Genomic DNA, 22,983 nt, shown 5'->3' on the forward strand with positions numbered 1-22,983 from the left:
GTTAAATTTGAATCTGCCAAAGGTAGAGAAAACAGGTGCACCGGAAATTCACTAACTTAATCCCATGAAGAAGTTTTTATTCTTTCTGTTCGTTATTGTTCTTGCTTTTTCGTTTGCCAAAAAAGAAGAACCTGCTGCATGGATCCGTATTAACCAGCTTGGTTATAAACCCGGCAGTATAAAAGTGGCTGTTTGGTGCAGTAAAGGCGAAACAGGAATTAGGAATTGGGAATTGGCAGATGCGGTAACAAATAAAGTTGTGTTTAAAGGTATAGCAGGAAAAAACTTTGGTACATACGGGCCTTTTCGACAAACACAGCGTTTAAATTTTTCTGCGTTTAAAAAACAGGAAAGTATTATTTAAAAACAGGCAGTACAAAATCACCGGTGTTTACTATTTCAGAAGATGTTTATAAAGGAGCTGCCGATTTTTGTTTACGTTATATGCGACAGCAGCGCAGCGGTTTTAATCCTTATTTAAAAGACAGCTGTCACACACAGGATGGATATTCCTTGTATGGAAAAGAAGCAGGCTTACCCGACAGTACACATATTGATGTAAGCGGTGGCTGGCACGATGCAAGCGATTACCTGCAGTATTCAACCACATCAGCCAACGCAACTTATCATTTACTGATGGCTTACCGTGATTTTCCGGGAGTGTTTACCGATCAGCATTTAGCAAACGGTTTAACCGGAACAAATAATTTACCCGATATAGTTGATGAGGCTAAATGGGGAATTGAATGGCTGTTGAAAATGTTTCCTGAAAAAGACCAGATGTTTAACCAGCTGGGCGATGACAGGGATCATATCAGTATGCGGATTCCGAAAATGGATTCACAGTATGGAAAAGGATTTGAACGCCCTGTTTATTTTATTGATGGCAACCCGCAGCAGAGAGGAAAGTTTTTGAATGATACAAAAGGAACCAGTTCAACTGCAGAAAAGTTTGCAAGTGTGTTTGCTTTGGCACATTATTTATATAGTAAGGACAGCATTTTCAGAAAAGCAGACATGAGAAAAGGATATTACGAAAAAGCCTTTGATGCCTACAACTATGCAAAGAAAAAACTTGGAGTTACACAAACAGTTTCTGTAAAAGCACCTTATATCTATGCTGAAGATAATTGGGTAGATGATATGGAACTCGCTTCTTCAGCTATTCATGACATGGTGATCAACACTCCTAAATCTGCTGATAATGGATACTACCTTGGGCTCGGTATCGGCTATGCAAAAAAAGAAAAGATCACCCCCTGGCTTGGTGCAGATACAGCTAAACATTACCAATGGTACCCCTTCGTTAATATTGGTCACTACGAACTCATTAAACAATTAAAAACAAAAAAGAACGGACCTGTAGCAGGGCATTACAAAGAGTACATTGATAATTTCTGGTACAATACAGATACACTTACATCTTATTATAAAGAAGGCATCAACCGGGTTTGGAACAAAGCCAGTCAGAATGCTTTTTACCGTGGCATTCCTTTTATCTGGTGCAGCAATAATTTAACCGTTTCGTTTGCCACTCAATGTTACTGGTACAGGCAGTTAACCAATGATAAATCATTTGAAGAACTGGAGCAGGCAAATATTGACTGGCTCTTTGGCTGCAATCCATGGGGAACTGGCATGGTGTATGGTTTACCATCATGGGGCGATTCACCGGTTGATCCGCACAGCGCATTCACTCATTTAAAAAATTATCCAATAGATGGTGGTTTGATTGATGGCCCGGTTTACACCAGCATCTTCAACGGGTTAATAGGTTTGAAATTATATCAACCTGATGAGTATGCTGCATTTCAAAGTGAGCTGGCAGTATATCATGATGATTATGGTGATTACAGTACTAATGAACCAACAATGGACGGAACAGCTTCATTGATTTATTTACTGGCAGCGATGGAGGCGCAGGGATTGCCAAAAAAGTAGCTGCCTCCAAAACAGGAGGCTTCGTTTATAATCGGGGTGCCATCATTCGGGGTGATACAAGCACTCTCCCCTTTGGGGAGAGACGGAGAGGGGCCATTGCCCTAGTATTTACAGGTCATGAATTTGCTGATGGCGGTGAGTTCATTACTAAGTCATTGAAACAACAAAACATTAAAGCTTCATTCTTCTTCACCGGTGATTTTTACAGAAAGGCTTCTTTCAAGCCCATTATTCAGCAGTTGAAAAAAGAAGGACATTATCTCGGAGCACATTCTGATAAGCATTTGTTATATGCCGACTGGAACAAACGTGACAGTCTGCTTGTTACGAAAGAGCAATTCAAAAAAGATTTGTTACAAAATTATACGGAGATGAAACAATTCGGTATCAGTAAATCAAACGCATCGTTCTTTCTGCCACCTTATGAATGGTATAACGATTCCATTGCAGCATGGACTAAAGAACTGGGTCTGCAACTCATCAATTATTCACCTGGCACAAAATCAAATGCAGATTACACCTGGCCAGAACTGAAAAACTATCAAAGCAGTGACAGCATTTACCAATCCATCATCCGCTATGAACAATCGCATTCTTCAGGATTAAATGGATTTATTCTGTTGATACATATCGGCACTGATCCCAAACGCACAGATAAGTTCTATCTCCAATTGCCAAAACTGCTGAAAGAGTTAAAACAAAAGGGTTACCAGTTCAAAAGAGTGGATGAATTGCTGAACAAACGATGATTGCTCTTACTTTTGTTCTCTATGATCAAAGCCATTAACGATTTTCAGAAAGTATTTTTTATTGGTGTTGCCGGAACGGGTATGAGTGCCATTGCACAGTATTTGAAAGGAGTGGGTAAAGATGTGAGTGGCAGCGACCGTTACTTTCATCCCAACGAGCCGAATGAAACAAAAGAAAAATTAGAAGCAGAAGGCATTCTCTGCTTTTTGCAAAACGGTGAAGGCATTACCAAAGAAACGGATTTGGTTGTTGTATCAACTGCTGTTGAGGATACCGTTGAAGAAGTGATCAAAGCCAAACAGCTGAATATCCCTATCATCAAACGTGCAGAATTGTTAGCCATCATTGCAAGAAGTAAAAAAACAATTGCAGTTGGCGGCACAAGCGGCAAGTCTACAACCAGTGCTATGCTGTTTGATATACTTCAACATGCGGGGATGGAGCCCAGTATTATCAGTGGCGCAGGATTAACCAGCATTATTAAAGAAGGAAAGATTGGCAATGCAAAAGTTGGTAAGGGTGAATGGCTTGTAATTGAAGCAGATGAAAGCGATGGATCAATTGTGAACTATACTCCTGAAATTGGTCTGCTGCTCAATATTGAAAAAGATCATAAAGAAGTAGATGCCCTGATCGACATCTTTCACAAATTCAAACTCAACACGAAAGAATTTTTTGTAGTGAATCAATCGCAAATAATTGCCGGGCAGTTATCACATAATCACCTGCATAATTTTTCCATTGATAAAAATGACGATGCGGCTTTTCATGCTACCGGTTTTCAGCAAAAAGGTTTCAGCATTTCTTTTCTCATCAATGGTGTTCCTTTTCAATTGAACAGTGTTGGAAAGCATGACATGGAAAATGTACTGGCAGCTGCAGCTGTTGCCAATTTGCTTGGAGTTTCACTGGAGACTTCAGCAGAAGCAATCAAACAGTATGAAGGTATTTACCGCCGTCACCAGGTCATCGGACAAAAAAATGGAGTTTGGCTCATTGATGATTTTGCACATAACCCCGTAAAATGTGCCAGCAGTATTGAAGCCTGTCAGCCCGTTGCCTCCAAAGTAATTGCCTGGTTTCAGCCGCATGGTTACGGCCCAACCCGTTTTTTGAAAAACGATTTTGTACATGAAATCGCTAAAGCCCTTCGTCCGCAGGATGAAATATGGATGAGCGAAATATTTTATGTCGGTTGTACTGCTACCAAAGACATTTAAGCCAACGACCTCATACAGGAAATTGCAGCATTAGGTAAGCAGGCTTTCTTTGTTGAAAACAGGAACGATCTTGTTGCAACGATCCGTCCGCATCTTACTGAAGATTGTGTTTTATTGCTGATGGGTGCCCGTGATCCGGGCCTGGAACAGTTTGCCAAACAAGTTTGGAGTGAACTGTAATTCCTTTGCAGAAGAACTTTTCATGACCTGAATCATTTTCTGTTTTAAGCGCTGTTTGCTGAATTCATATAAATTTGTGTTTCCTGAAATAAGCGGGTTCCGTGTTATTTCGTTTAAAAAGTGAGATATGAAGATGAATATTGATACGCCAATTCCTGTAGTTGACGGAACAACCATTACAAAAAAAGAGTTCACAGAAAAGTACCTGAGACCTCAGAAACCTGTTGTGCTCCGTGGCTTGTGGAAACAATACCCCGCTTATGAAAAGTGGACCATGGATTTCTTTAAGAAAACGATGGGCGAGCTTGAAGTAAATCTTTTCAGCACCAAGCAGGCCAATCCAAGCGAAACGCTGAGTGTGCCACATGCAAAAATGAAATTCAACGAATATCTTGATCTTATAGAAAAAGAACCAACCGATCTGCGTTTGTTCTTATTTCCTGTTTTCAAACATAAACCTGAACTCACCAAGGATTTCGGTTACCCGAAAATTACCGGGCGTTATATCAAGTTGCCATTCATGTTCTTTGGCCCGAAACATTCTGTAACACGCATGCACATGGATATTGACATGAGCAATGTGTTCTTAACTCAGTTTGCAGGCAAGCGCCGTGTAGTATTATTCCCTCCTGATCAAAGCGATTTATTATACCGTCTTCCTTTCAACGTACATGGCTTGGTTGATATTGATAAACCGGATTTTGAAACTTATCCTGCATTACAGTATGCAAAAGGATGCAGTACTATTTTAGAAACCGGCGATACACTGTTCATGCCAAGTGGTTACTGGCATCATATTGAATATACCGAAGGTGGGTTTGGTTTATCAGTACGTACATTGGGTGCAACTGTTGGAACCATCCTAAGCGGTTTATGGAATGTTACACTCCAGCGTAAGTTTGATGATATCATGTTTAAGATCCGTGGACAGAAATGGTTCAACTATAAAAAGCAGTTAGCCATTAAACGTGGTGAAAGAGCGGTGCAGAAATTCCAGGGAACTGTATTGCAATAAATATTGTTGCCACAAAGACTGAAAGCCGCAAAGAAAAACACAGAGGAACACAAAATTTTCTTTTTCCCTTTGTGTCTTGGTGCCTTAGCGGCCAAAACCATAACCGAATATTAACCTCCCTTTTCTCTTGCCACCCCAGTTAAATGACGTACCTTCGCCGACTTAAAATCGGCAGTATGGCCATTGTCATTTGCCTAACGTATTGATTATGAATATTCGCAACATAGCAATTATTGCTCACGTAGATCATGGGAAAACAACCCTGGTAGATAAAATCTTACACGCTACCAAGGTGTTTCGTGATAATCAGGATACCGGCGAACTGATTATGGACAGCAACGATCTCGAAAGAGAACGTGGCATTACCATCTTTTCAAAAAACGCAGCCGTAGTATATAATGGTGTAAAAATTAACGTAATCGATACTCCCGGTCACGCCGATTTTGGTGGTGAGGTGGAACGTGTGTTGAAAATGGCCGATGGGGTGATCCTGCTGGTTGATGCGTTTGAAGGACCAATGCCTCAAACACGTTTTGTGTTGCAGAAAGCGTTGCATTTAAACCTGAAACCAATTGTGGTGATCAACAAAGTTGATAAACCCAACTGCCGTCCTGATGAAGTACATGATGCAGTATTCGAACTCTTCTTTAACCTTGATGCAACAGAAGAGCAGCTCGACTTTCCTACATTTTACGGTAGCGGTAAGAATGGCTGGTTCAATGATTCATTAACTGAAATTGATAATATCTTCCCTTTACTTGATGGCATCATCAAATATGTACCTGCTCCGAAAGTAGCTGAAGGTCCGTTACAGATGCAGTTAACATCACTTGATTATTCTTCCTTCCTCGGTCGTATTGCAATTGGCAAAGTAAGCCGTGGTGTAATTAAAGAAAATCAGCAGGTGGCATTGATGCAGGCCGATGGAACAATCAGGAAACTGAAAGTGAAAGAGCTGTATGTGTTTGAAGGAATGGGTAAGAAAAAAGTAACCGAAGTAATAGCCGGTGATCTTTGCGCCGTGGTCGGTATCGAAGATTTTAATATCGGTGATACGATCGCTGATGCAGAAACACCCGAAGCACTACCGGTGATCAGTGTGGATGAACCAACAATGAACATGCTGTTCAGCGTAAACAACTCTCCGTTCTTTGGTAAAGACGGAAAATTTGTAACCAGTCGCCATTTGCGTGACAGGTTAATGAAAGAAACTGAAAAGAATCTTGCACTCCGTGTAACTGATAGTGAAGATGGTGATAGCTTGATGGTGTATGGCCGTGGTATCCTTCACCTTGGTATCTTAATTGAAACCATGCGCAGGGAAGGATATGAATTAACTGTTGGTCAGCCGCAGGTAATTACCAAAGAAGTAGATGGTAAGAAATGTGAGCCTTATGAAATACTGGTGGTAGATGTACCGCAGGAATTTGCAAGTAAAGTAATTGATCTTGTTACACGCCGTAAAGGTGAAATGCTGATCATGGAAACTAAAGGCGAAATGCAGCATTTGGAATTTGAAATTCCTTCAAGAGGTTTGATTGGTTTGCGTACACAGATGCTTACTGCCACAACAGGTGAAGCAGTAATGGCACACCGTTTCAATGAATACAAACCATGGAAAGGAAATATACCCGGAAGAAATAATGGAGTGTTGATTTCAAAAAACACTGCGAAAACAACCGGTTACTCTATTGATAAATTACAGGACCGTGGTACTTTCTTTGTTGATCCTGCTGAAGAAGTTTATGCAGGACAGATCATTGCAGAAAATATTAAACCGGGTGATCTGATTGTAAACGCAACAGAACCAAAGAAATTAACCAACCATCGTGCAAGCGGAACAGATGATGCAACACGTATGGCTCCAAAAACTTTGATGACGCTTGAAGAGTGTATGGAGTACATTAAGTTTGATGAGTGTATTGAAGTTACGCCTAACAATATCCGTATGCGTAAAGTGATATTGGATGAAGATGAAAGAAAGAAACAATCGAAATCAATGAGTGCGCAAATGTCGTAAGCATTAAAAAGAAATAGTAAAGCCCCGATGTTTTAGTCGGGGCTTTTTTTTATTTACATAACATCTGGCTCTCCATGAATCTCGGCATCTCCTTTCCTCTGTGTTAAACTTATTTAATCTCTACCTTCTTCACACCCTTGCTCCACATAAACATGGGCACATGAACCAGGTCTTCATGCTGCATCCATTTGATGAAAGGTTTTCCATCAATCAACACCTGTTTGGCAGCTGCTATTCCATGCACATATAATTCAATTTCCCTTTGCTGAGGCTTGCCTTTGTACTGGCCATTATTACTGTTGATGGTGAAACTTACTTTCCCATCTTTTGCTGAAGTAAAAAAGCGGATCAGTTCAAACTGATTTTTTTCATTGGCTTTATTGGTTGTTCCATCATCTTCATACATCAACGCCAGCTGATTGCCTTCTGCTGCATAATAATGAAGAATGATTTTGTCTTTTGGATAATTTGCCGTGTTATCAAATAATGGTTTCATTGGTAATACAGATCCGGCTTTTACAAATACAGGAATACTTTCTGCATTCACATCCACTTCAATCCATTCTCCACCTGTTCTTTTTTCTGTTGGGTTCCAGAAATCATACCACTGCCCTTTTGGTAAATATAATTTACGTTTGGTTGCACCTTTTTCCAACACAGGTGCAATCAGCAAAGCATCGCCAAACATATACTGATCATTCGCTTTATAAAGATTACTGTCTGTATGATCATTGTAAAACATGGGCCGAACAAATGGAGCACCTTTCGTTGCAGCATCATAAGCAAGCGTATACACATAAGGCATCAGCTGATAACGAAGCTGAACAAATTTTCGTAAAATACTTTTATCCGGTTCATCATAAAACACAGGTTCACTTTCAATACTTGCTGTTGTTGCTTCGGGTGCATTCACACTTCCATGCGGACGGAAGATGGGTGTAAACACTGCCATCTGTAACCAGCGCCTGTACAATTCAGGATCACGCTGACCCATTGCAAAACCACCTGCATCACTATGCATGGTTGGCACGCCGCTCAAAGCCATGCTCTGCATAATGGGCAACTGTGCACGGAAACCGTTCCAGCTTCTGCCTACATCACCACTCCATGGAAACGAACCATAGCGCCATGTACCGGCAAAGCCACTTCTGTTTAAATGAAACAATCTTTCGTTAGGATAATTCTTTCCATACTTTTCAAACAGCATCTGGCTCCATACATGGCCGTACATATTATGTACTTCATCTGCACTGAATAATCGTTTTTGTCCGAGGTCTTTTAAATTATGATACACATAGTTGGGATGTTTCTCCGGTTCACCCAAATCGCCCCACCAGCCGGCAACTCCTTTTTTAATTTGTGCATCATACTTACTCCAGAACCAGTCTTTGGTTTTGTTTTGAAAAATATCGAGCAGCCCGGTATGACCAAAATAAAATTCTTTGATGCCGACAGTATCTCCATTTTTATCAACAGCATTCAGTTTGTTTTGCTGTGAGTATTTGTAATTGAATGATTCAGACAAAACAAAAGGCTCTGTAATTAAAATAGTTTTAATATTTTGTTTTTTGAGATCAGCAATCATTTTTTCGGGTTGAGGAAACCGTTGTTTGTTCCAGTCGAGATTACCGATGTTCCATGCTCCATGCACTGCATCACCAAACCAGAACAGGTCAATGATCACCGCATCAAAGGGAAATTTCTGATCTTTCATTTTTTGTGCAATGTTCATTACTTCATCCTGTGTTCTGTACCCAAAACGGCTCATGAAATTTCCCATGGCCCATCTCGGCGGCATGGGCATACGACCAACAAGAGATGTAAATTTTTGAATAAGATCACCTGCATTGTTTCCAAAAAAAGTATAGAATTGCAGCTTACCTGCTTTCAATCCAACTTCAATTGTTTTTTCTTTTGTTTTTTCAACATCTAAAAACCCTTTGGAAGGATTATCAATAAACAATGCATACCCATTACTTGATTGCAGAAACGGAACTGAATAATTCAGATTTTCTGCATTGCTGCTGTAGCCATATTGCGGATTATTGTTCAGTTCAACTCTATATCCTTTTTTATTCAGCGGAATAGACCGTGATCCACTGCCAAAAAACTGTTCGCCGGGATCAACAGAAAACTGCAGCACATGGTATTCATTTTTTAACTCGTACCCGGTAAAAGCAAAACCACGGTCTTGATTCGTATAAAAAACCTGGATTGGATCTTTTTCAACGGTAATAACTGTTGTTCCGAATAACAGTTGTAAAGAAGAGGTCGCATTTTTCAGCAATTTTATTCCTCCGGCAACAGGCTGAAGAATCACCGCATTGCTTACCTGCTCCCCTTTATATTCATTTGCTTCAAAAGTGGTTTGTAAAATTCCATTGGGGTAAGCCTGAAAAATAAGTCGCCCTGTTGTGGTGGCAATTACCGCTTTTCCCGTTTCGGTTTTAAAATTTTTATAGGCTCCCAAACCTTGCTGGGCGCTCAGGCACAGGCTTTGCAGGGACAAAAGCAACAGAAAAAAGCTGCGGACCATAAGAAAACTGATTTGTTTCGAAGCTACTTCAACAACAGCTAATAATAAAATCAGTTTCCGGTGGTTTGCGGTAATGTCATTGCCGCGCAGGCATGCTTTGCCACAGGTAAAAACAATCAGAATGAACACACGAAATCACTTAACTTGCAGCCCTTGAATTAAAACATTTATGGAATACGGAAAATTAATCGCAGTAACCGGAATGCCCGGTTTATATGAATTAGTAAGCAGCAAAACAGATGGTGCAATTGTTCGTTCATTAGACGACAACTCCACCAAGTTTGCATCAACACGTCAGCACCAGTTTTCACACCTCGAAAGTATTGAAGTATACACTGTTCGTGACAATGTGAATCTAACAGACATCTTAAAGGCAATGGAAACAGTAGGCGGAAAACTGCCTGATGAAAAAGATGCCAAAGCCATTAAAGCATATTTTGAAAAAGTATACCCCGACCTGGATTTTGAACGTGTGTACACCAGCGATATGAAGAAGATGGTGAAATGGTTCAGCATCATTAAAGCAAAAGACATTGAAATAAAATTAACGGAACAGCCTGAGGAAGAAGTTTCTGAAGTAGAAGAAAAAGCTGAGCCGGTTAAGAAAAAAGTAAAAGCTGAACCTGTTGCTGAAGAAAAGCCTGTAAAAAAAGCTGCACAGCCGAAAGCTGCTAAAAAAGAAGAGCCTAAGACTGAAAAAAAGGCAGCAGAAGAAGCACCAAAAAAGAAGGCTGCTCCGAAAAAGAAAAAAGAAGATTAAGAAATAGAATTATAGAAATCGGTTGCCGGTAAGGCGGAAAGACGTGAAGTACCTTTTTGAATCATACTTCTTCCCGTCTTAACGGCTTCCCGGCAATTTCAATTAAAGACTTTTAAATTATCGTTATGCTGAGTGCAGATATTCATCCCATTGAACGGAAATTCTTACCAAAAGATTTTGCAATCACAACATGGGAAGCAATTGAAATGTATTTTAAAACATTACTCGACCGTACAATTAATAACAAACAGGATCTTGAACAATGGCTGAAAGACAGCAGTGAGCTGGAAGCCGTTGTAAGCGAAGAAGCCTGCTGGCGGCAGGTTCGCATGACCTGCGATACTGAAAACAAAGAACTGGAAGAGGCCTTCAATTATTTTTACATGGAGATTGCGCCAAAGATGCAACCCTATGCAGATAAACTAAACCGAAAGTTGGTTGATTGCCCTTTTACAAAAGAACTCGATTCAGAAAAATATTTTACGTACCTGCGTTCCATTAAAAAAAGTATTGAACTGTTTCGTGAAGCAAATATTCCCATCACATCTGAGTTAAATGTAATGCAGCAGCAGTTTGGCCAGATTGCAGGAAAGATGACTGTGGAAGTAAATGGAAAAGAATACACGTTGCAACAGGCTGGAAAATTTTTAGAAAGTCCGGATCGTAAACTGCGTGAAGAAGTATATCTCAAAGTGCAGACCCGTCGCTACCAGGATAGAGATGCACTAAACGAGCTCTTTAATAAACTGGTTGAGAAACGTCACCAGATTGCATTAAACGCAGACTTCAGTAACTACCGTGATTACAAATTTAAAGAACTGGGTCGCTTTGATTATACCACACAGGATTGTATCAATTTTCATGAAGCAGTGAAGCTGCATGTTGTCCCTTTGGTGAAAATTATTTACGAAGAACAACGCAAAGCAATAGGAGTCGATGTATTACGTCCATGGGATATGGATGCGGAACCGGAAGGCATTCAACCATTGCAACCATTCAGCAATGGAAAAGAATTGACAGAAAAAACGATTGAATGTTTTGAACAGCTCAATCCGTTCTTTGCTGATTGTTTAAAGAAGATGGCAGAACTGAAACGTTTTGATCTTGACAGCCGGAAAGGAAAAGCACCTGGAGGTTACAATATGCCCTTAGCAGAAACTGGTGCTCCATTTATTTTTATGAATGCTGCCGGAACATTGGATGATGTTACAACCATGGTGCATGAAGGTGGTCATGCCATTCATTCTTTTCTTACACATCATTTAGAACTGACCGGTTTTAAAGAATACGGTGCTGAGATAGCTGAAGTGGCCAGTATGTCGATGGAACTTTTCAGTATGGAGCATTGGGATATTTTCTTTAAAGATGCAGATGAATTACGAAGGGCGAAATTCAAACAGTTAGAACGTGTGCTTACCATTTTACCATGGATTGCACGGATTGATGCATTTCAGCACTGGATCTATGAAAACCCGGCACATACAGTTGAAGAAAGAGGGGCGAAGTGGTTGTCATTGGGCAATGAATACAGCACAGGTATGATTGATTATAGCGGACTGGAACAATTCCGTCCATATGAATGGCAGCGTCAACTGCATTTATTTGAAGTGCCGTTTTATTATATCGAATATGGTATTGCCCAGCTCGGTGCAATTGGCTTGTGGATGCAGTTCAAACAGGACCAGCAAAACGCTCTGAACAATTATATCAATGCGTTAAGTTTAGGGGGAACCAAAACACTGCCGAACCTCTATGAAGCAGCGGGGTTGCGATTTGACTTTTCGCCGAACTATATTAAAACCCTGATGGATTTTACAAAAACAGAGATGGATAACCTGAATTAAACGATATTTGTACTGCTAAATCAGAACATTAATCATGCCTTCCCGTATCTACGGGAGGGCATCTTTTTAACTAAGAGTTGAAAGAAAGAAAAGAGAAATGAACTTTCAACTGCCTTTTTACATTCCTATCATCAGTATTAAAAAAAAAAGGAGAAAACTTTTGTGTCTTCTCCTTCAACTCTTTTTCTTTGAACTCTTAGCCTCACTTACATTCATTACACAATCCATTCACCACCATATTGCTTTGATGTGGCTCAAACCCCTTCGGTAATTTTACATCGGGTACCAGCACATCATCGAGACAAATTGTTTTACAGCATTCATCGCAAACAAAATGTACATGGTTATCATGATGATGACCTTCTGCACATTCATGTTTGCATAAAGCATACTTCACTGAATTATCAGCGGAAGGAATGGTATGAATAATTCCCTTCTCTTCAAAAGTCTGCAGTGTTCGGTAAATAGTTACACGGTCAATTTTATCACTGGCTTTTTTTTCAATATCAGCATGCGCCAACGCTCCCGGAGCATGATAAAATAATTCGAGGATCTGTAACCGGCTGTCGGTTACACTCATATGATTTTTCTTCAGTAAATCACGGACATCTTCACTCATAGTTGAAATTTACTTAATTAGGACTATTTTGAAAAATTCCATTTACAAAACGTGGGCCACTATAACTCTCACTTAAAATAAGGCGGATATCTGTATCCAGTTTTGCCAATTCCTTTTTATTCAATCCATCATAAATACCTCGCACCCTTCCTGCTCTGTCTACCAATGCAAATAATTGTGTATGCACAAACTGTTCTTCAATAGGAGCATTCGTGTTGTTCTGATCATCGAGCAAATAACTTTTCCTTGCTGCTTCATACAACTTTTCTTTACTGCCTGTTAAGAACATCCATCTTGTTCCATCAACCTTTAATGAATCAGCGTACACTTTCAGTCTGCCTACAGAATCTACATCCGGATCAACTGTATGACTCAGGATCATAAAATCATCCTCGTTGGCAAAATCGGATGCAATAGTGAGCATATTTGTATTCATCTTCGGGCAAATGCCTTTACAGGTTGTAAAGAAAAACTCTACAACCTGAACTTTTCCAGTTACTTCCCGGTTAGTAATTGTATCTCCCAGCTGGTTGACAAAAGCAAACTCTTTCACTTCACTCATTACCGGCAGTTTCTTTTTCCAAAGATCAGTCCCTGAAAACAACACCACATAAAACACAACAAGCAGGAGGGTAAAAAATCCAATATAAAACCACAATTTTTTCGACATATAGGTATAATAAAACGCAAAGGTACGAAGGGCACAAAGGCAAATGCGACTTAAAATAAAATTTGCAACATCATTGCAAAACTGTACTTTTGCTGTCCTTTATGAATTTTCGCATTAACTGGGAAGCCTTGGGTATTGGAGCGTCATTAGCCTGTGCCATTCACTGTGCAGTGATGCCGCTCTTTATTACAAGCCTGCCACTATTTGGAGTAAATATTATTCATAATATTTTTCTTGAAATCTTTTTACTGGGCTCTGCTTTTGTAATAGGTTTTTCAACACTCTGGCATGGCTACAAAAAACACCACCACCACTGGGGTACGCTGGTGCCTTTCACTTTTGGGATGCTTTTGTTTACCATTAACCAGTTTGTGATCTTTCCTTATTCTTCTTTTGTATTTGTGATTCCTGCAGTAATTGCTGTAATCAGCGCTCACATCCTTAATCACCGTTTTTGTAGGGAAGCAAATCACTGCCATGTCAGCGATTGCAATCATTAACAGCTTTTTTTCAGAACCAAGCTTTTTCCATTTCAAAACAATTCAATGAATTTAAAACCACTGCAATTTTTACGTAAGATCGGTATAGCCGAAGGTGTTTCTTTTCTTGTACTTCTTTTAATTGCAATGCCCCTGAAGTATATATTTGATTTTCCCCTAGCCGTAAAGTATGTTGGCTGGGCACATGGTTTATTATTTGTTTCTTACGTAGCATTAGCCTGGTTCGTTAAAGAAACTTATAACTGGCCATTTAAAAAATTTCTGCTGGCTTTTGTTGCTGCATGGCTGCCATTGGGAACTTTTGTGTATGACAAACAATTGAAAAAAGAAGAAGCCTTTTTGCTGAACAGGTAAGATACCTATGAAAGTAGATTATTCTGCTTTTATGTACACCTCATCTTCTTTGTCATAAAAGAAAGAATGCTTCATATTCTGTTGAATAAAGTTTTTCAGCTCAGCAGATGTTTGAAATTTTTCATCAATATTTTCGGTAACAGGACTAAGGGTAAGTCTTGCTCCGCTTGGACTGATTTCCAGTTTATACAGGTAGTATTTTTTTGTCCCGAAGTCTTCGCCCTTTTTCTCAGAGAGATTTAAAAACTTTATACCACCTACATCTGAGATAAATGCTTCATACTCCTCAGCTGCATCATCAGGCTTCGCTTCTTTTTTTACTTTCGTAATTGTGATAATGTAATCATCCTTCTTTTTAATTGTATATATATCATCCGAAGAACTCTTGGGCTCCCATTTACCAAGCAGCCCGGCAGGAAATTTTACTTCCGGTTTATCAATCGGCACTTCGGTTTCGTAAGGACAACCCATTAAAAATAATGAAGCAGTGATAACAGCAAAAAAATACAATAGCCTTTTCATATATAACAGTTATACAGCTAAAGTAGACTTTCCTCTTCTTTTCTGCAATACCCAATTACCGCATCTAAACAAAAAAGGAAAAGCCCTTCGCAGAAGCGAAAGGCTTTGATACTTACAAACAAACCCGAAGTTTACGAAGCAGCTGCTCCGTTTTGAATTTCTTTTATTTTTTCACGGATCTTTCCTTCAATTTCATTGGCCATTTCAGGATTATCAATGAGTATTTGTTTTACTGCATCTCTTCCCTGTCCCAGCTTATCACTGTTATAACTGTACCAGCTTCCGCTTTTTTGAATGATTGCCAGTTCAACACCCATATCAATGATTTCACCATTTTTGCTGATGCCTTCACCAAATATGATATCAAATTCAGCCGCTTTAAATGGTGGTGCTACTTTGTTTTTTACCACTTTTACTTTTACACGGTTACCAATTGCTTCGTCACCGTCTTTGATCTGGCTCATTCTGCGAATATCCAAACGAACGGATGAATAGAACTTCAGCGCATTACCACCGGTTGTTGTTTCAGGATTACCAAACATCACCCCGATTTTTTCACGCAGCTGGTTAATGAAAATGCAGATGGTATTTGTTTTATGAATAGTAGCGGTTAGTTTTCTCAGGGCCTGACTCATCAATCTTGCCTGCAAACCCATTTTACTGTCGCCCATTTCACCTTCCAGTTCACTTTTTGGAACAAGTGCCGCAACAGAATCAATTACCACCACATCCAATGCTCCTGACAAAATCAAACGATCAGCAATTTCCAAAGCCTGTTCTCCGTAATCCGGTTGTGAGATCAATAGATTATCAACATCAACACCAAGTTTCTGTGCGTAGCCACTGTCAAAAGCATGCTCAGCATCAATGATTGCACAGATACCGCCTTTCTTTTGCGCCTCTGCAATGATATGTGTGGCAATGGTTGTTTTACCACTGCTTTCAGGTCCGTAAATTTCAATGACCCTTCCTCTTGGTATACCGCCAATTCCCAGGGCAGTATCAAGTCCAATGGAACCGGTTGATACAACCTCAATTTCGGTAATGCCTTTTTCATTCATCATCATCACACTTCCTTTGCCATAATCCTTGTCAATTTTGTCGATGGTGAGTTTCAGCGCTTTGAGTTTTTCACTGCTCTCTTTGCTGGTGTCCTTGCTCATTTTTTCTTTTTTTGGTTTCTCCAAAATTAAAGTCTCTTCCATAACGGGTTTGTTTATTTGTTCACACTAATTTGTTTAGCAAACATAATACTAATTATTTTAGATGCCAAATGTTTTAGTAAAAATTTTTTTGTCTTTGAAAAATCGTTCTTTAGGAATTTTAACAGGTTTGACTTGTGTACTTCGTCAGTACGCTTAAATTTGCTGTTCAAATAATAAACACATGAAAAAACTGACAGTTTTGTTTGCTGCTGCCCTTTTAACCGTTACAGCATATGCCCAAAATGATCCCAAACCCGCCGCCAAAGGTGTTACTTATGGCGAAGGAACAACCAATACGGAAGCTAAGGCTGTAACTGATATGGAAAAGCAGGTGCAGGAAAAAGGCTTATTTACCGGAAAAATCACCGCCAAGGTTACAGAAGTTTGCCTGGAAAAAGGCTGCTGGATGAAAGTTGATAAGGGCAATGGCGAAACCATTATGGTTCGATTTAAAGATTACGGATTCTTTATGCCAAAGAATATTGTTGGACAGACTGTAGTACTGGAAGGTGAAGCAAAAGAAAAAGAAGTAAGTGTAAAACAGCAGCAGCATCTTGCAGAAGATGCAGGAAAAACAAAAGCTGAAATTGAAAAGATCAAAGAGGTAAAAAAAGAAACACAGTTTATTGCAAAAGGAGTTTTAGTCCTGTAATAACTTATCAGAACAATATAACAGAGCCATCTTAACCGATGGCTTTTTTATTACCTATCCTTTACTCTGGCCTGATTGCATGAATTTTACAGGCGGTTTGCATCTTCCGGATTCTCTCCCTACCTTATTTGCTTAAACTTATTTTATGCAAAAAATCTTCTTATCGTTCTCGGTATTTATATTATTATGGGGTTGCAAAGAAAAGGCTGCCCCTGCCCGTGATGTAAAACAATACAGCATTGAGCAGTTTTATAAAACAGAAGGAGTTTCGGGTGGTGCCTTCAATAAAGATGAAACCAAAATCCTCATCAACAGCAACCGTACCAATATTTTTAATGTATATGAATTAACCCTGGCCGACTCCACAACAAAACCCCTGACAAGCTCAACACAGGAATCTTTTTTTACTGTTGATTATGTACCTGGTACTGATCATTTTATTTACACTGCTGATAAGGGAGGCAATGAAAATGATCATCTTTATCTGCAGGCTGGTAATGGCACAGCAAAAGATCTTACTCCGGGAGCAACTGAAAAAGCATCTTTTTTTGGATGGACCAAAGACAAAACACAATGCTATTACATCAGCAATAAACGCAACCCCAAGTTTTTTGATGTATATAAAATGGATACTGCCAAATGGCAGCCTACTATGCTTTACAAAAATGACAGCGGGCTTGATGTAAACAGCATCTCCTTTAATGAACGGTATCTTGTCCTCACCAAATCTGTTACAACAGATAAAAATGAAATGTACCTGTTTGATGCACAAACAAAAGAAACAAAACAACTTTCAACAGACAGTCTGGGCGATGCCACCTATTATCCCGCAGGGTTTGAAACTGATGATACTTTTTTATATTACATAACCAACGAGGGTGAAAATTTTACCTATGTTGTAAAATACAATCTTCTGAAAGGCACCAAGGAAAAATTCTTTGAAACAAGCTGGGACGTGAGTTATATGTTCATCAGCGAAAATGGAAAATATCATGTAATTGGCATCAATGAAGATGGAAGAAATAAAGTACTGCTCTTTGATCATGCAAGTGGCAAAGAAGCAGACCTGCCAAAGTCCGAAAATGGTTATATCTCCGGGGTGACGATATCGCTGAGTGAAAAAAATCTGCTGCTGAATGTAAGCAGCGACAGAAGTCCGATGAATTTTTACTGGTACAATTTCGACTCAAAAGAATTGAAGCAACTAACCAGCACACTTACAAAAGAGGTTGATCAAAATGATCTTGTGGATGCAGAAGTGGTTCGTTTCAAATCATTCGACGGCCAGGAAATTCCAGCCATCTATTACAAGCCACACAGTGCTTCATCAACCAAAAAAGTTCCGGCATTGGTTTGGGTGCATGGCGGTCCCGGTGGACAAAGCCGTGCCGGTTATTCCAACAGTATTCAATACTTAGTGAATCATGGTTATGCTGTATTAGCTGTAAACAACAGGGGTAGCAGCGGCTATGGAAAAGTCTTTTATAAAATGGACAATCAGAATCATGGCGATAAAGATCTGAAGGATTGTGTGTGGGGTAAACGCTGGCTGGCGCAGCAGGAATATATTGACAGTACAAAAATTGGAATATATGGGGGCAGCTATGGGGGCTTTATGAGTTTGGCAGGCATTATTCAATACCCCAATGAATTTGCTGTTGGTGTAGACCTGTTTGGTGTTGCCAACTGGATGCGTACATTAAAAAGTATTCCTCCTTACTGGGAAAGTTTCCGAAAAGCATTGTATATAGAAATGGGCGATCCTTTTACAGCTGATTCTGTTCGTTTAAAAAACATTTCTCCTTTGTTCAATACGGATAAAATTAAAACACCATTGCTTGTACTGCAGGGTACAAATGATCCAAGGGTATTACAGATTGAAAGCGATGAAATTGTTGCAGGTGCAAAAAAGAATGGTACCGCTGTTGAATACGTTTTGTTTCCTGATGAAGGGCATGGTTTTGTGAAAAAAGAAAACCAGATGAAAGCATCGAGTGAAACACTTAAGTTCCTCAACAAATATTTAAAAAAGGAAGAACCAGCACCAAAGCTAAATTAATTTTTATAAAAGAAAAACCCACGGCAATAATACTGCCGTGGGTTTTTTAATTGAGGTTTTTCAATATTATTGTTTTGCCTTATTCAGCTCAAGTAATACAGTTACTTCAACATCTTTTCCTACAACCAGTCCACCTGCTTCAGTTGCACGGTCCCATTTGAGATTGTAATCAAAACGATTAATGGTCGTCTTTGCTTTGAATCCTGCTTTGTCGCCACGTGTGCTTGCTGCAATACCGCCAAAGGTTACATCAAATTTTACGGGTTTGGTCACATCACGAATAGTAAGGTTTCCTGCAAGTTCATACTTGTTTCCTCCTTTGGGAGTAAAGCTGGTGCCTGCAAAAGTGATTGCCGGGAATTTTTCAGCATTAAAGAAATCATCGCTCTTTAAATGCTTGTCACGATTCTCATTGTCTGTGTTGATTGAATTTACGTCAACAGAAAAATTAATCTTTGCATCGCTCCAGTCGGCTTTAGTATGCTCAACAGTACCATCGAAAGCTTTAAATGAGCCTTCTGTTTCTGCAACAACCATGTGGGTTACCGAAAATTTCACATTGCTGTGTGATTTATCAACTGTCCATTTAGTACCCGCCTGTGCAGAAGAAACTGCTGCAACTTTGTTTTCCTGTTTAGGCAAAAATGCTGCAAGTATGGCTACGGAACCGATTGCCAGCATTGAAAATAAAATACGCTTCATAATTAAATTGATTGGTTTAGTGTTTAAACATTGACAAAAATAAGGCCGTTCATTGAAAAAACCTGTTAAACTTTTGTTTAGACAATGCATCAGGGTTTGTTTTCTGTTATGACTGGCTCTTGTACACAAAGACGCTAAAACAGTTCCCTCGGCAGAACCGTTTATCAAAAACATTTGGAAGGCCAGTAATGTTTCCTCAATTTCAAGATTCCTAAAACCAGCTTAACATGAGACTAATTGCTTTGGCCGTTACGGCCTTTCTGTTTTATTCGGCATCTGCACAGGTAAAGACTGAACATTTTAAAAACCTTAAACCACGTAATATCGGCCCGGCAGGAATGAGTGGGCGTGTTACAGCCATTGATGCGTTATACAGCAATCCTGAAACAATTTTTGTAGGTGCAGCCAGTGGCGGTGTTTGGAAAACAGATAATGGCGGAGCTGCATGGAAGCCTTTGTTTGATGATCAGCCCCTGCTCAATATCGGCTCTATCAAAATTCAGCAAAGCAACCCGGATGTAATCTGGGTAGGAACCGGAGAAGGAAACCCCCGTAACTCACTCAACCTCGGTGAAGGTATTTTCAAAACACTTGACGGAGGAAAAACATGGAAGAGAATGGGCCTGGAAAAAACAAGAAACATTCACCGTATTCTTATTGATCCAACAAATCCCAACACAGTTTATGCTGCAGCAATTGGTAACCCTTATGGCATCCACAGCGAACGTGGCGTTTATAAAACAACTGATGGTGGCTCAACATGGGAACGTGTATTATACACCAACGATACAAGTGGTTGTGCAGAGTTGGTAATGGATCCTTCCAACCCAAATAAATTGATTGCAAACATGTGGCAGCATCAGCGCAAGCCATACAATTTCAATAGTGGTGGACCCGGAAGTGGTTTATATATAACAGTTGATGGTGGCAAGAACTGGAAAAAATTAGGTAAAGAAGATGGTTTGCCCGAAGGATCAATTGGACGAATTGGTTTATCCTTTGCAGCAAGTCAGCCATCAAGAGTATATGCAAAAGTAGAAGCAACGAAAAACGGTTTTTATAAAAGTGATGACGGCGGTTTTACGTGGACGTTAGTGAACAGCGATCCTGCACAAATCACAGACCGCCCTTTTTACTATCAGGAAATTTATGTTGATCCAAAAAATGAAAACCGCATCTATGATATTCATTCAACTGTAACCATCAGTGAAGATGGCGGTAAATCCTTCAGCACATTAATTCCTTACAACGGTATTCACCCCGATCATCATGCATGGTGGATTCATCCAACAAACGCCAACCTCATTATTGAAGGAAATGATGGCGGTATCGGCATCAGTAAAGACCGTGGTAAAACATGGCGCTTTGATGAGCAGTTACCTTTTGGTCAGTTCTATCATATTAATACAGATAATGAAATTCCGTATAACGTAATGGGAGGTTTGCAGGATAATGGAAGCTGGCGTGGTCCTGCTTACACCTGGATTGATGCAGGCATCCGCAACTATTACTGGGAAAGCCTTTGGGGAGGTGATGGTTTTGATGTTGTACCTGATCCCGAAGACAGTAAATGGGTATATGCTATGAGCCAGGGTGGTTCTGTTGGACGTTATAATATCACAACAGGCCAGCAGGAATTTATTAAACCGCCTGCACCGGAGTCAAGAACAAAATTGCGATTCAACTGGAACAGCGCAATTGCATTAGATCCATTCGACAGCAAAACAGTTTATTTTGGAAGTAACGTTTTGCATAAGAGTACCAACAAAGGAACCAGCTGGGAAATTATTTCTCCCGACTTAACAACGAACAACGCTGAACAGCAGAAAGAAGAAACAGGTGGATTAACATTAGATATTACCGGTGCTGAAAATTATAACACCATCATGGCTATTGCGCCATCAGCAAAAAACAAAAACGTAATCTGGGTTGGTACCGATGATGGCAATGTACAGCTGACACAGGATGGCGGAAAAACATGGACCAACTTTCGTGGAAAGATTCCCGGCTTAAATGCTGGTGCATGGATTACACAGGTTCATGCAAGCCGCTTTAATGAAAATGAAGCATTTGTTGTGGCCAACGATTACCGCCGTGGTGATTTCAGCATTACCGTTTTCCGTACAAAAGATTTTGGTAAAACCTGGGAGAATATTCTTGCCAATAAAGGATTAAAAGGATATGCACTGTGTATGATCCAGGATCCGGTTCAACCCAATTTAATCTTTGTTGGAACCGAACATGGGCTGTGGATCAGTTATGATAATGCAAAAACATTTTCACAATGGACAAATGGTTATCCATCGGTATCAACTTATGATTTAACTATCCAGGAAAGAGAAGCTGATTTGGTGATTGCAACCTTTGGCCGTGCATTGTGGGTGCTGGATGATATCCGTCCGCTCAGGGCTTTTGCTGCAGCTAACGGCTCAGTGTCAACGAAAAAGCTCAGTATGTTCGAACCTCCGGTTGCTTATCAGGCTTCAGTTAAAAATGCACCGGGTTACGAATGGAGTACGTGGGGTTTATATGAAGGTGAAAACAGAAGAACAGGAGCAATGCTTTCTTACTTTGTAAAATATGCTGATGCCCTGCCCGCCGGAGCTGCTGCGAAGGTGGGAAAAGATACATCCAAACAAAAAATGGATAGTGCCTGGGTGAAAATTTTTGATGAACAGAATAAACAAATCAGAAGTTATAAAGTAAAAGCCGACACAGGCTTCAACCGCATCTACTGGAGATTTGAAACAAAGGGAAACCGCCGTCCCGGCTCACCAAAACCAAGGCCCGGTGCACCAGAGCCATTTGGTGGCATGCAGGCTTTTCCCGGTACCTATAAAGTTGTTCTTACACTTGGAAAAGACAGCGACTCAACAATGGTTACTGTAAAAGCAGATCCAAGAATTGAAGTGAAAAAAGAAGTATATAACGCAAAAAAGAAAATGAGCGACCGCTTACAGCTAAGTACAGATAAACTAACGGAAGCCGTTGACCGCATTACCGAAGCAGAAGAAGCAATCACAAAAGTTGAGAATTCATTACGTGGTGCAGAAGGTAAAGAAGCGGACAGTTTACGCAAAGCAGGAACTGCCATCAAAGCTGAAATCAAAAAAATAAGAGAAAGCATTTTTGGCCGCACTGCAACCGAAAGACAGGGTATTACCCGTTTTGCTGATATTACCACCATGAGCATTCTGCAAAATGCAAACATGGAAATCATGAGTAAGATTGCTGCACCAACTGCACAAACAGAGCGACTGGTTACTGAAGCAGAAACAGCCATTAAAGAATCAGTTAAAAAAATCAATGAGTTCATTGATGGTAAATGGAAAGCTTACCGTACACAGGCAGAAGCAACACCAATGAAGTTGTTTAAAGATTATAAGCCGATTGAATAAAGGATTCCGTTTGTTTTAAAAAGCCCCTTTTATTGA

At 39.9% G+C, this 22,983-nt stretch carries 16 protein-coding genes and 2 pseudogenes; 12 read left to right on the forward strand and 6 right to left on the reverse strand.

The genetic code is table 11. The features are described 5' to 3' along the window. Positions 1-64 precede the first annotated feature (64 nt). The 5 genes and pseudogenes from IPK31_06730 (at position 65) to typA (ending at position 7,126) form a co-directional block, all read left to right on the forward strand. Positions 65-1,941, forward strand: a pseudogene (locus tag IPK31_06730) (glycoside hydrolase family 9 protein). Next, positions 1,926-2,690 carry a polysaccharide deacetylase family protein gene (locus tag IPK31_06735; protein MBK8087648.1) on the forward strand — a complete coding sequence of 255 codons (765 nt, stop codon included), beginning with the start codon at positions 1,926-1,928 and terminating at the stop codon, positions 2,688-2,690. Before IPK31_06730 ends, IPK31_06735 begins: the two are co-directional and overlap by 16 nt. Positions 2,691-2,711: 21 nt before the next feature. Further along, positions 2,712-4,091 (forward strand): annotated as a pseudogene (locus IPK31_06740) (UDP-N-acetylmuramate--alanine ligase). A gap of 127 nt (positions 4,092-4,218) precedes the next feature. Then, complete coding sequence (locus tag IPK31_06745) at positions 4,219-5,106, forward strand: cupin-like domain-containing protein (GenBank protein ID MBK8087649.1); 888 nt, start codon at positions 4,219-4,221, stop codon at positions 5,104-5,106. 205 nt (positions 5,107-5,311) lie between these two features. After that, a complete protein-coding gene (typA, locus tag IPK31_06750; GenBank protein ID MBK8087650.1) occupies positions 5,312-7,126 on the forward strand; it encodes a translational GTPase TypA in 1,815 nt (604 codons plus the stop codon). Between the two features lie 109 nt (positions 7,127-7,235). Here typA and IPK31_06755 read toward each other — a convergent pair whose 3' ends face one another. Then, complete coding sequence (locus tag IPK31_06755; protein ID MBK8087651.1) at positions 7,236-9,596, reverse strand: glycoside hydrolase family 31 protein; 2,361 nt, start codon at positions 9,594-9,596, stop codon at positions 7,236-7,238. A gap of 235 nt (positions 9,597-9,831) precedes the next feature. Between IPK31_06755 and IPK31_06760 the strand changes: the two genes are divergently transcribed. Both IPK31_06760 and IPK31_06765 read left to right on the forward strand, forming a co-directional pair. Further along, positions 9,832-10,422 (forward strand): DUF5606 domain-containing protein, encoded by a 591-nt coding sequence (locus tag IPK31_06760; GenBank protein ID MBK8087652.1) that lies wholly within the window; start codon positions 9,832-9,834, stop codon positions 10,420-10,422. 125 nt (positions 10,423-10,547) lie between these two features. Then, positions 10,548-12,266: a M3 family oligoendopeptidase gene (locus IPK31_06765; protein ID MBK8087653.1), complete on the forward strand. Its 1,719-nt coding sequence runs from the start codon at positions 10,548-10,550 to the stop codon at positions 12,264-12,266. A gap of 202 nt (positions 12,267-12,468) precedes the next feature. Here the strand turns inward: IPK31_06765 and IPK31_06770 are convergent, their stop codons facing one another. After that, positions 12,469-12,885, reverse strand: a complete 417-nt coding sequence (locus IPK31_06770; protein ID MBK8087654.1) for a transcriptional repressor — start codon at positions 12,883-12,885, stop codon at positions 12,469-12,471. Positions 12,886-12,898: 13 nt separating this feature from the next. Next, positions 12,899-13,555 (reverse strand): SCO family protein, encoded by a 657-nt coding sequence (locus tag IPK31_06775; GenBank protein ID MBK8087655.1) that lies wholly within the window; start codon positions 13,553-13,555, stop codon positions 12,899-12,901. 101 nt (positions 13,556-13,656) lie between these two features. Between IPK31_06775 and IPK31_06780 the strand changes: the two genes are divergently transcribed. Continuing rightward, entirely contained in the window at positions 13,657-14,055 is a 399-nt protein-coding gene (locus IPK31_06780) for a MerC domain-containing protein (GenBank protein MBK8087656.1), read from the forward strand. Between the two features lie 45 nt (positions 14,056-14,100). Continuing rightward, positions 14,101-14,409: a DUF3817 domain-containing protein gene (locus tag IPK31_06785; protein ID MBK8087657.1), complete on the forward strand. Its 309-nt coding sequence runs from the start codon at positions 14,101-14,103 to the stop codon at positions 14,407-14,409. Positions 14,410-14,427: 18 nt separating this feature from the next. Here IPK31_06785 and IPK31_06790 read toward each other — a convergent pair whose 3' ends face one another. Beyond that, on the reverse strand, positions 14,428-14,931 hold the full coding sequence (locus IPK31_06790) for a hypothetical protein (protein MBK8087658.1): 504 nt from the start codon (positions 14,929-14,931) through the stop codon (positions 14,428-14,430). Between the two features lie 131 nt (positions 14,932-15,062). Further along, positions 15,063-16,094 (reverse strand): recombinase RecA, encoded by a 1,032-nt coding sequence (gene recA / locus IPK31_06795; protein ID MBK8087659.1) that lies wholly within the window; start codon positions 16,092-16,094, stop codon positions 15,063-15,065. A gap of 223 nt (positions 16,095-16,317) precedes the next feature. Between recA and IPK31_06800 the strand changes: the two genes are divergently transcribed. Both IPK31_06800 and IPK31_06805 read left to right on the forward strand, forming a co-directional pair. Next, positions 16,318-16,788 carry a DUF4920 domain-containing protein gene (locus tag IPK31_06800; protein ID MBK8087660.1) on the forward strand — a complete coding sequence of 157 codons (471 nt, stop codon included), beginning with the start codon at positions 16,318-16,320 and terminating at the stop codon, positions 16,786-16,788. 145 nt (positions 16,789-16,933) lie between these two features. Next, complete coding sequence (locus IPK31_06805; GenBank protein ID MBK8087661.1) at positions 16,934-18,847, forward strand: prolyl oligopeptidase family serine peptidase; 1,914 nt, start codon at positions 16,934-16,936, stop codon at positions 18,845-18,847. 66 nt (positions 18,848-18,913) lie between these two features. On the opposite strand, the gene IPK31_06810 is transcribed toward IPK31_06805, so the two are convergent. Further along, positions 18,914-19,549 (reverse strand): YceI family protein, encoded by a 636-nt coding sequence (locus IPK31_06810; GenBank protein MBK8087662.1) that lies wholly within the window; start codon positions 19,547-19,549, stop codon positions 18,914-18,916. Between the two features lie 227 nt (positions 19,550-19,776). On the opposite strand from IPK31_06810, the gene IPK31_06815 reads away from it, so the two are divergent. Continuing rightward, on the forward strand, positions 19,777-22,947 hold the full coding sequence (locus IPK31_06815; protein MBK8087663.1) for a hypothetical protein: 3,171 nt from the start codon (positions 19,777-19,779) through the stop codon (positions 22,945-22,947). Positions 22,948-22,983 lie beyond the last annotated feature (36 nt).

Source organism: Chitinophagaceae bacterium (assembly GCA_016713085.1).
GTDB lineage: Bacteria > Bacteroidota > Bacteroidia > Chitinophagales > Chitinophagaceae > Lacibacter.

Bases quoted from the DNA above. Each gene is read 5' to 3' on its own strand.
- IPK31_06805 (MBK8087661.1), top strand. From the start codon at position 16,934: ATGCAAAAAATCTTCTTATCGTTCTCGGTATTTATATTATTATGGGGT.
- IPK31_06780 (MBK8087656.1), top strand. From the start codon at position 13,657: ATGAATTTTCGCATTAACTGGGAAGCCTTGGGTATTGGAGCGTCATTA.
- IPK31_06745 (MBK8087649.1), top strand. From the start codon at position 4,219: ATGAAGATGAATATTGATACGCCAATTCCTGTAGTTGACGGAACAACC.
- IPK31_06770 (MBK8087654.1), bottom strand. From the start codon at position 12,885: ATGAGTGAAGATGTCCGTGATTTACTGAAGAAAAATCATATGAGTGTA.
- IPK31_06790 (MBK8087658.1), bottom strand. From the start codon at position 14,931: ATGAAAAGGCTATTGTATTTTTTTGCTGTTATCACTGCTTCATTATTT.
- IPK31_06760 (MBK8087652.1), top strand. From the start codon at position 9,832: ATGGAATACGGAAAATTAATCGCAGTAACCGGAATGCCCGGTTTATAT.
- IPK31_06785 (MBK8087657.1), top strand. From the start codon at position 14,101: ATGAATTTAAAACCACTGCAATTTTTACGTAAGATCGGTATAGCCGAA.
- IPK31_06765 (MBK8087653.1), top strand. From the start codon at position 10,548: ATGCTGAGTGCAGATATTCATCCCATTGAACGGAAATTCTTACCAAAA.
- recA (MBK8087659.1), bottom strand. From the start codon at position 16,094: ATGAGCAAGGACACCAGCAAAGAGAGCAGTGAAAAACTCAAAGCGCTG.
- IPK31_06815 (MBK8087663.1), top strand. From the start codon at position 19,777: ATGAGACTAATTGCTTTGGCCGTTACGGCCTTTCTGTTTTATTCGGCA.
- IPK31_06800 (MBK8087660.1), top strand. From the start codon at position 16,318: ATGAAAAAACTGACAGTTTTGTTTGCTGCTGCCCTTTTAACCGTTACA.
- IPK31_06775 (MBK8087655.1), bottom strand. From the start codon at position 13,555: ATGTCGAAAAAATTGTGGTTTTATATTGGATTTTTTACCCTCCTGCTT.
- IPK31_06810 (MBK8087662.1), bottom strand. From the start codon at position 19,549: ATGAAGCGTATTTTATTTTCAATGCTGGCAATCGGTTCCGTAGCCATA.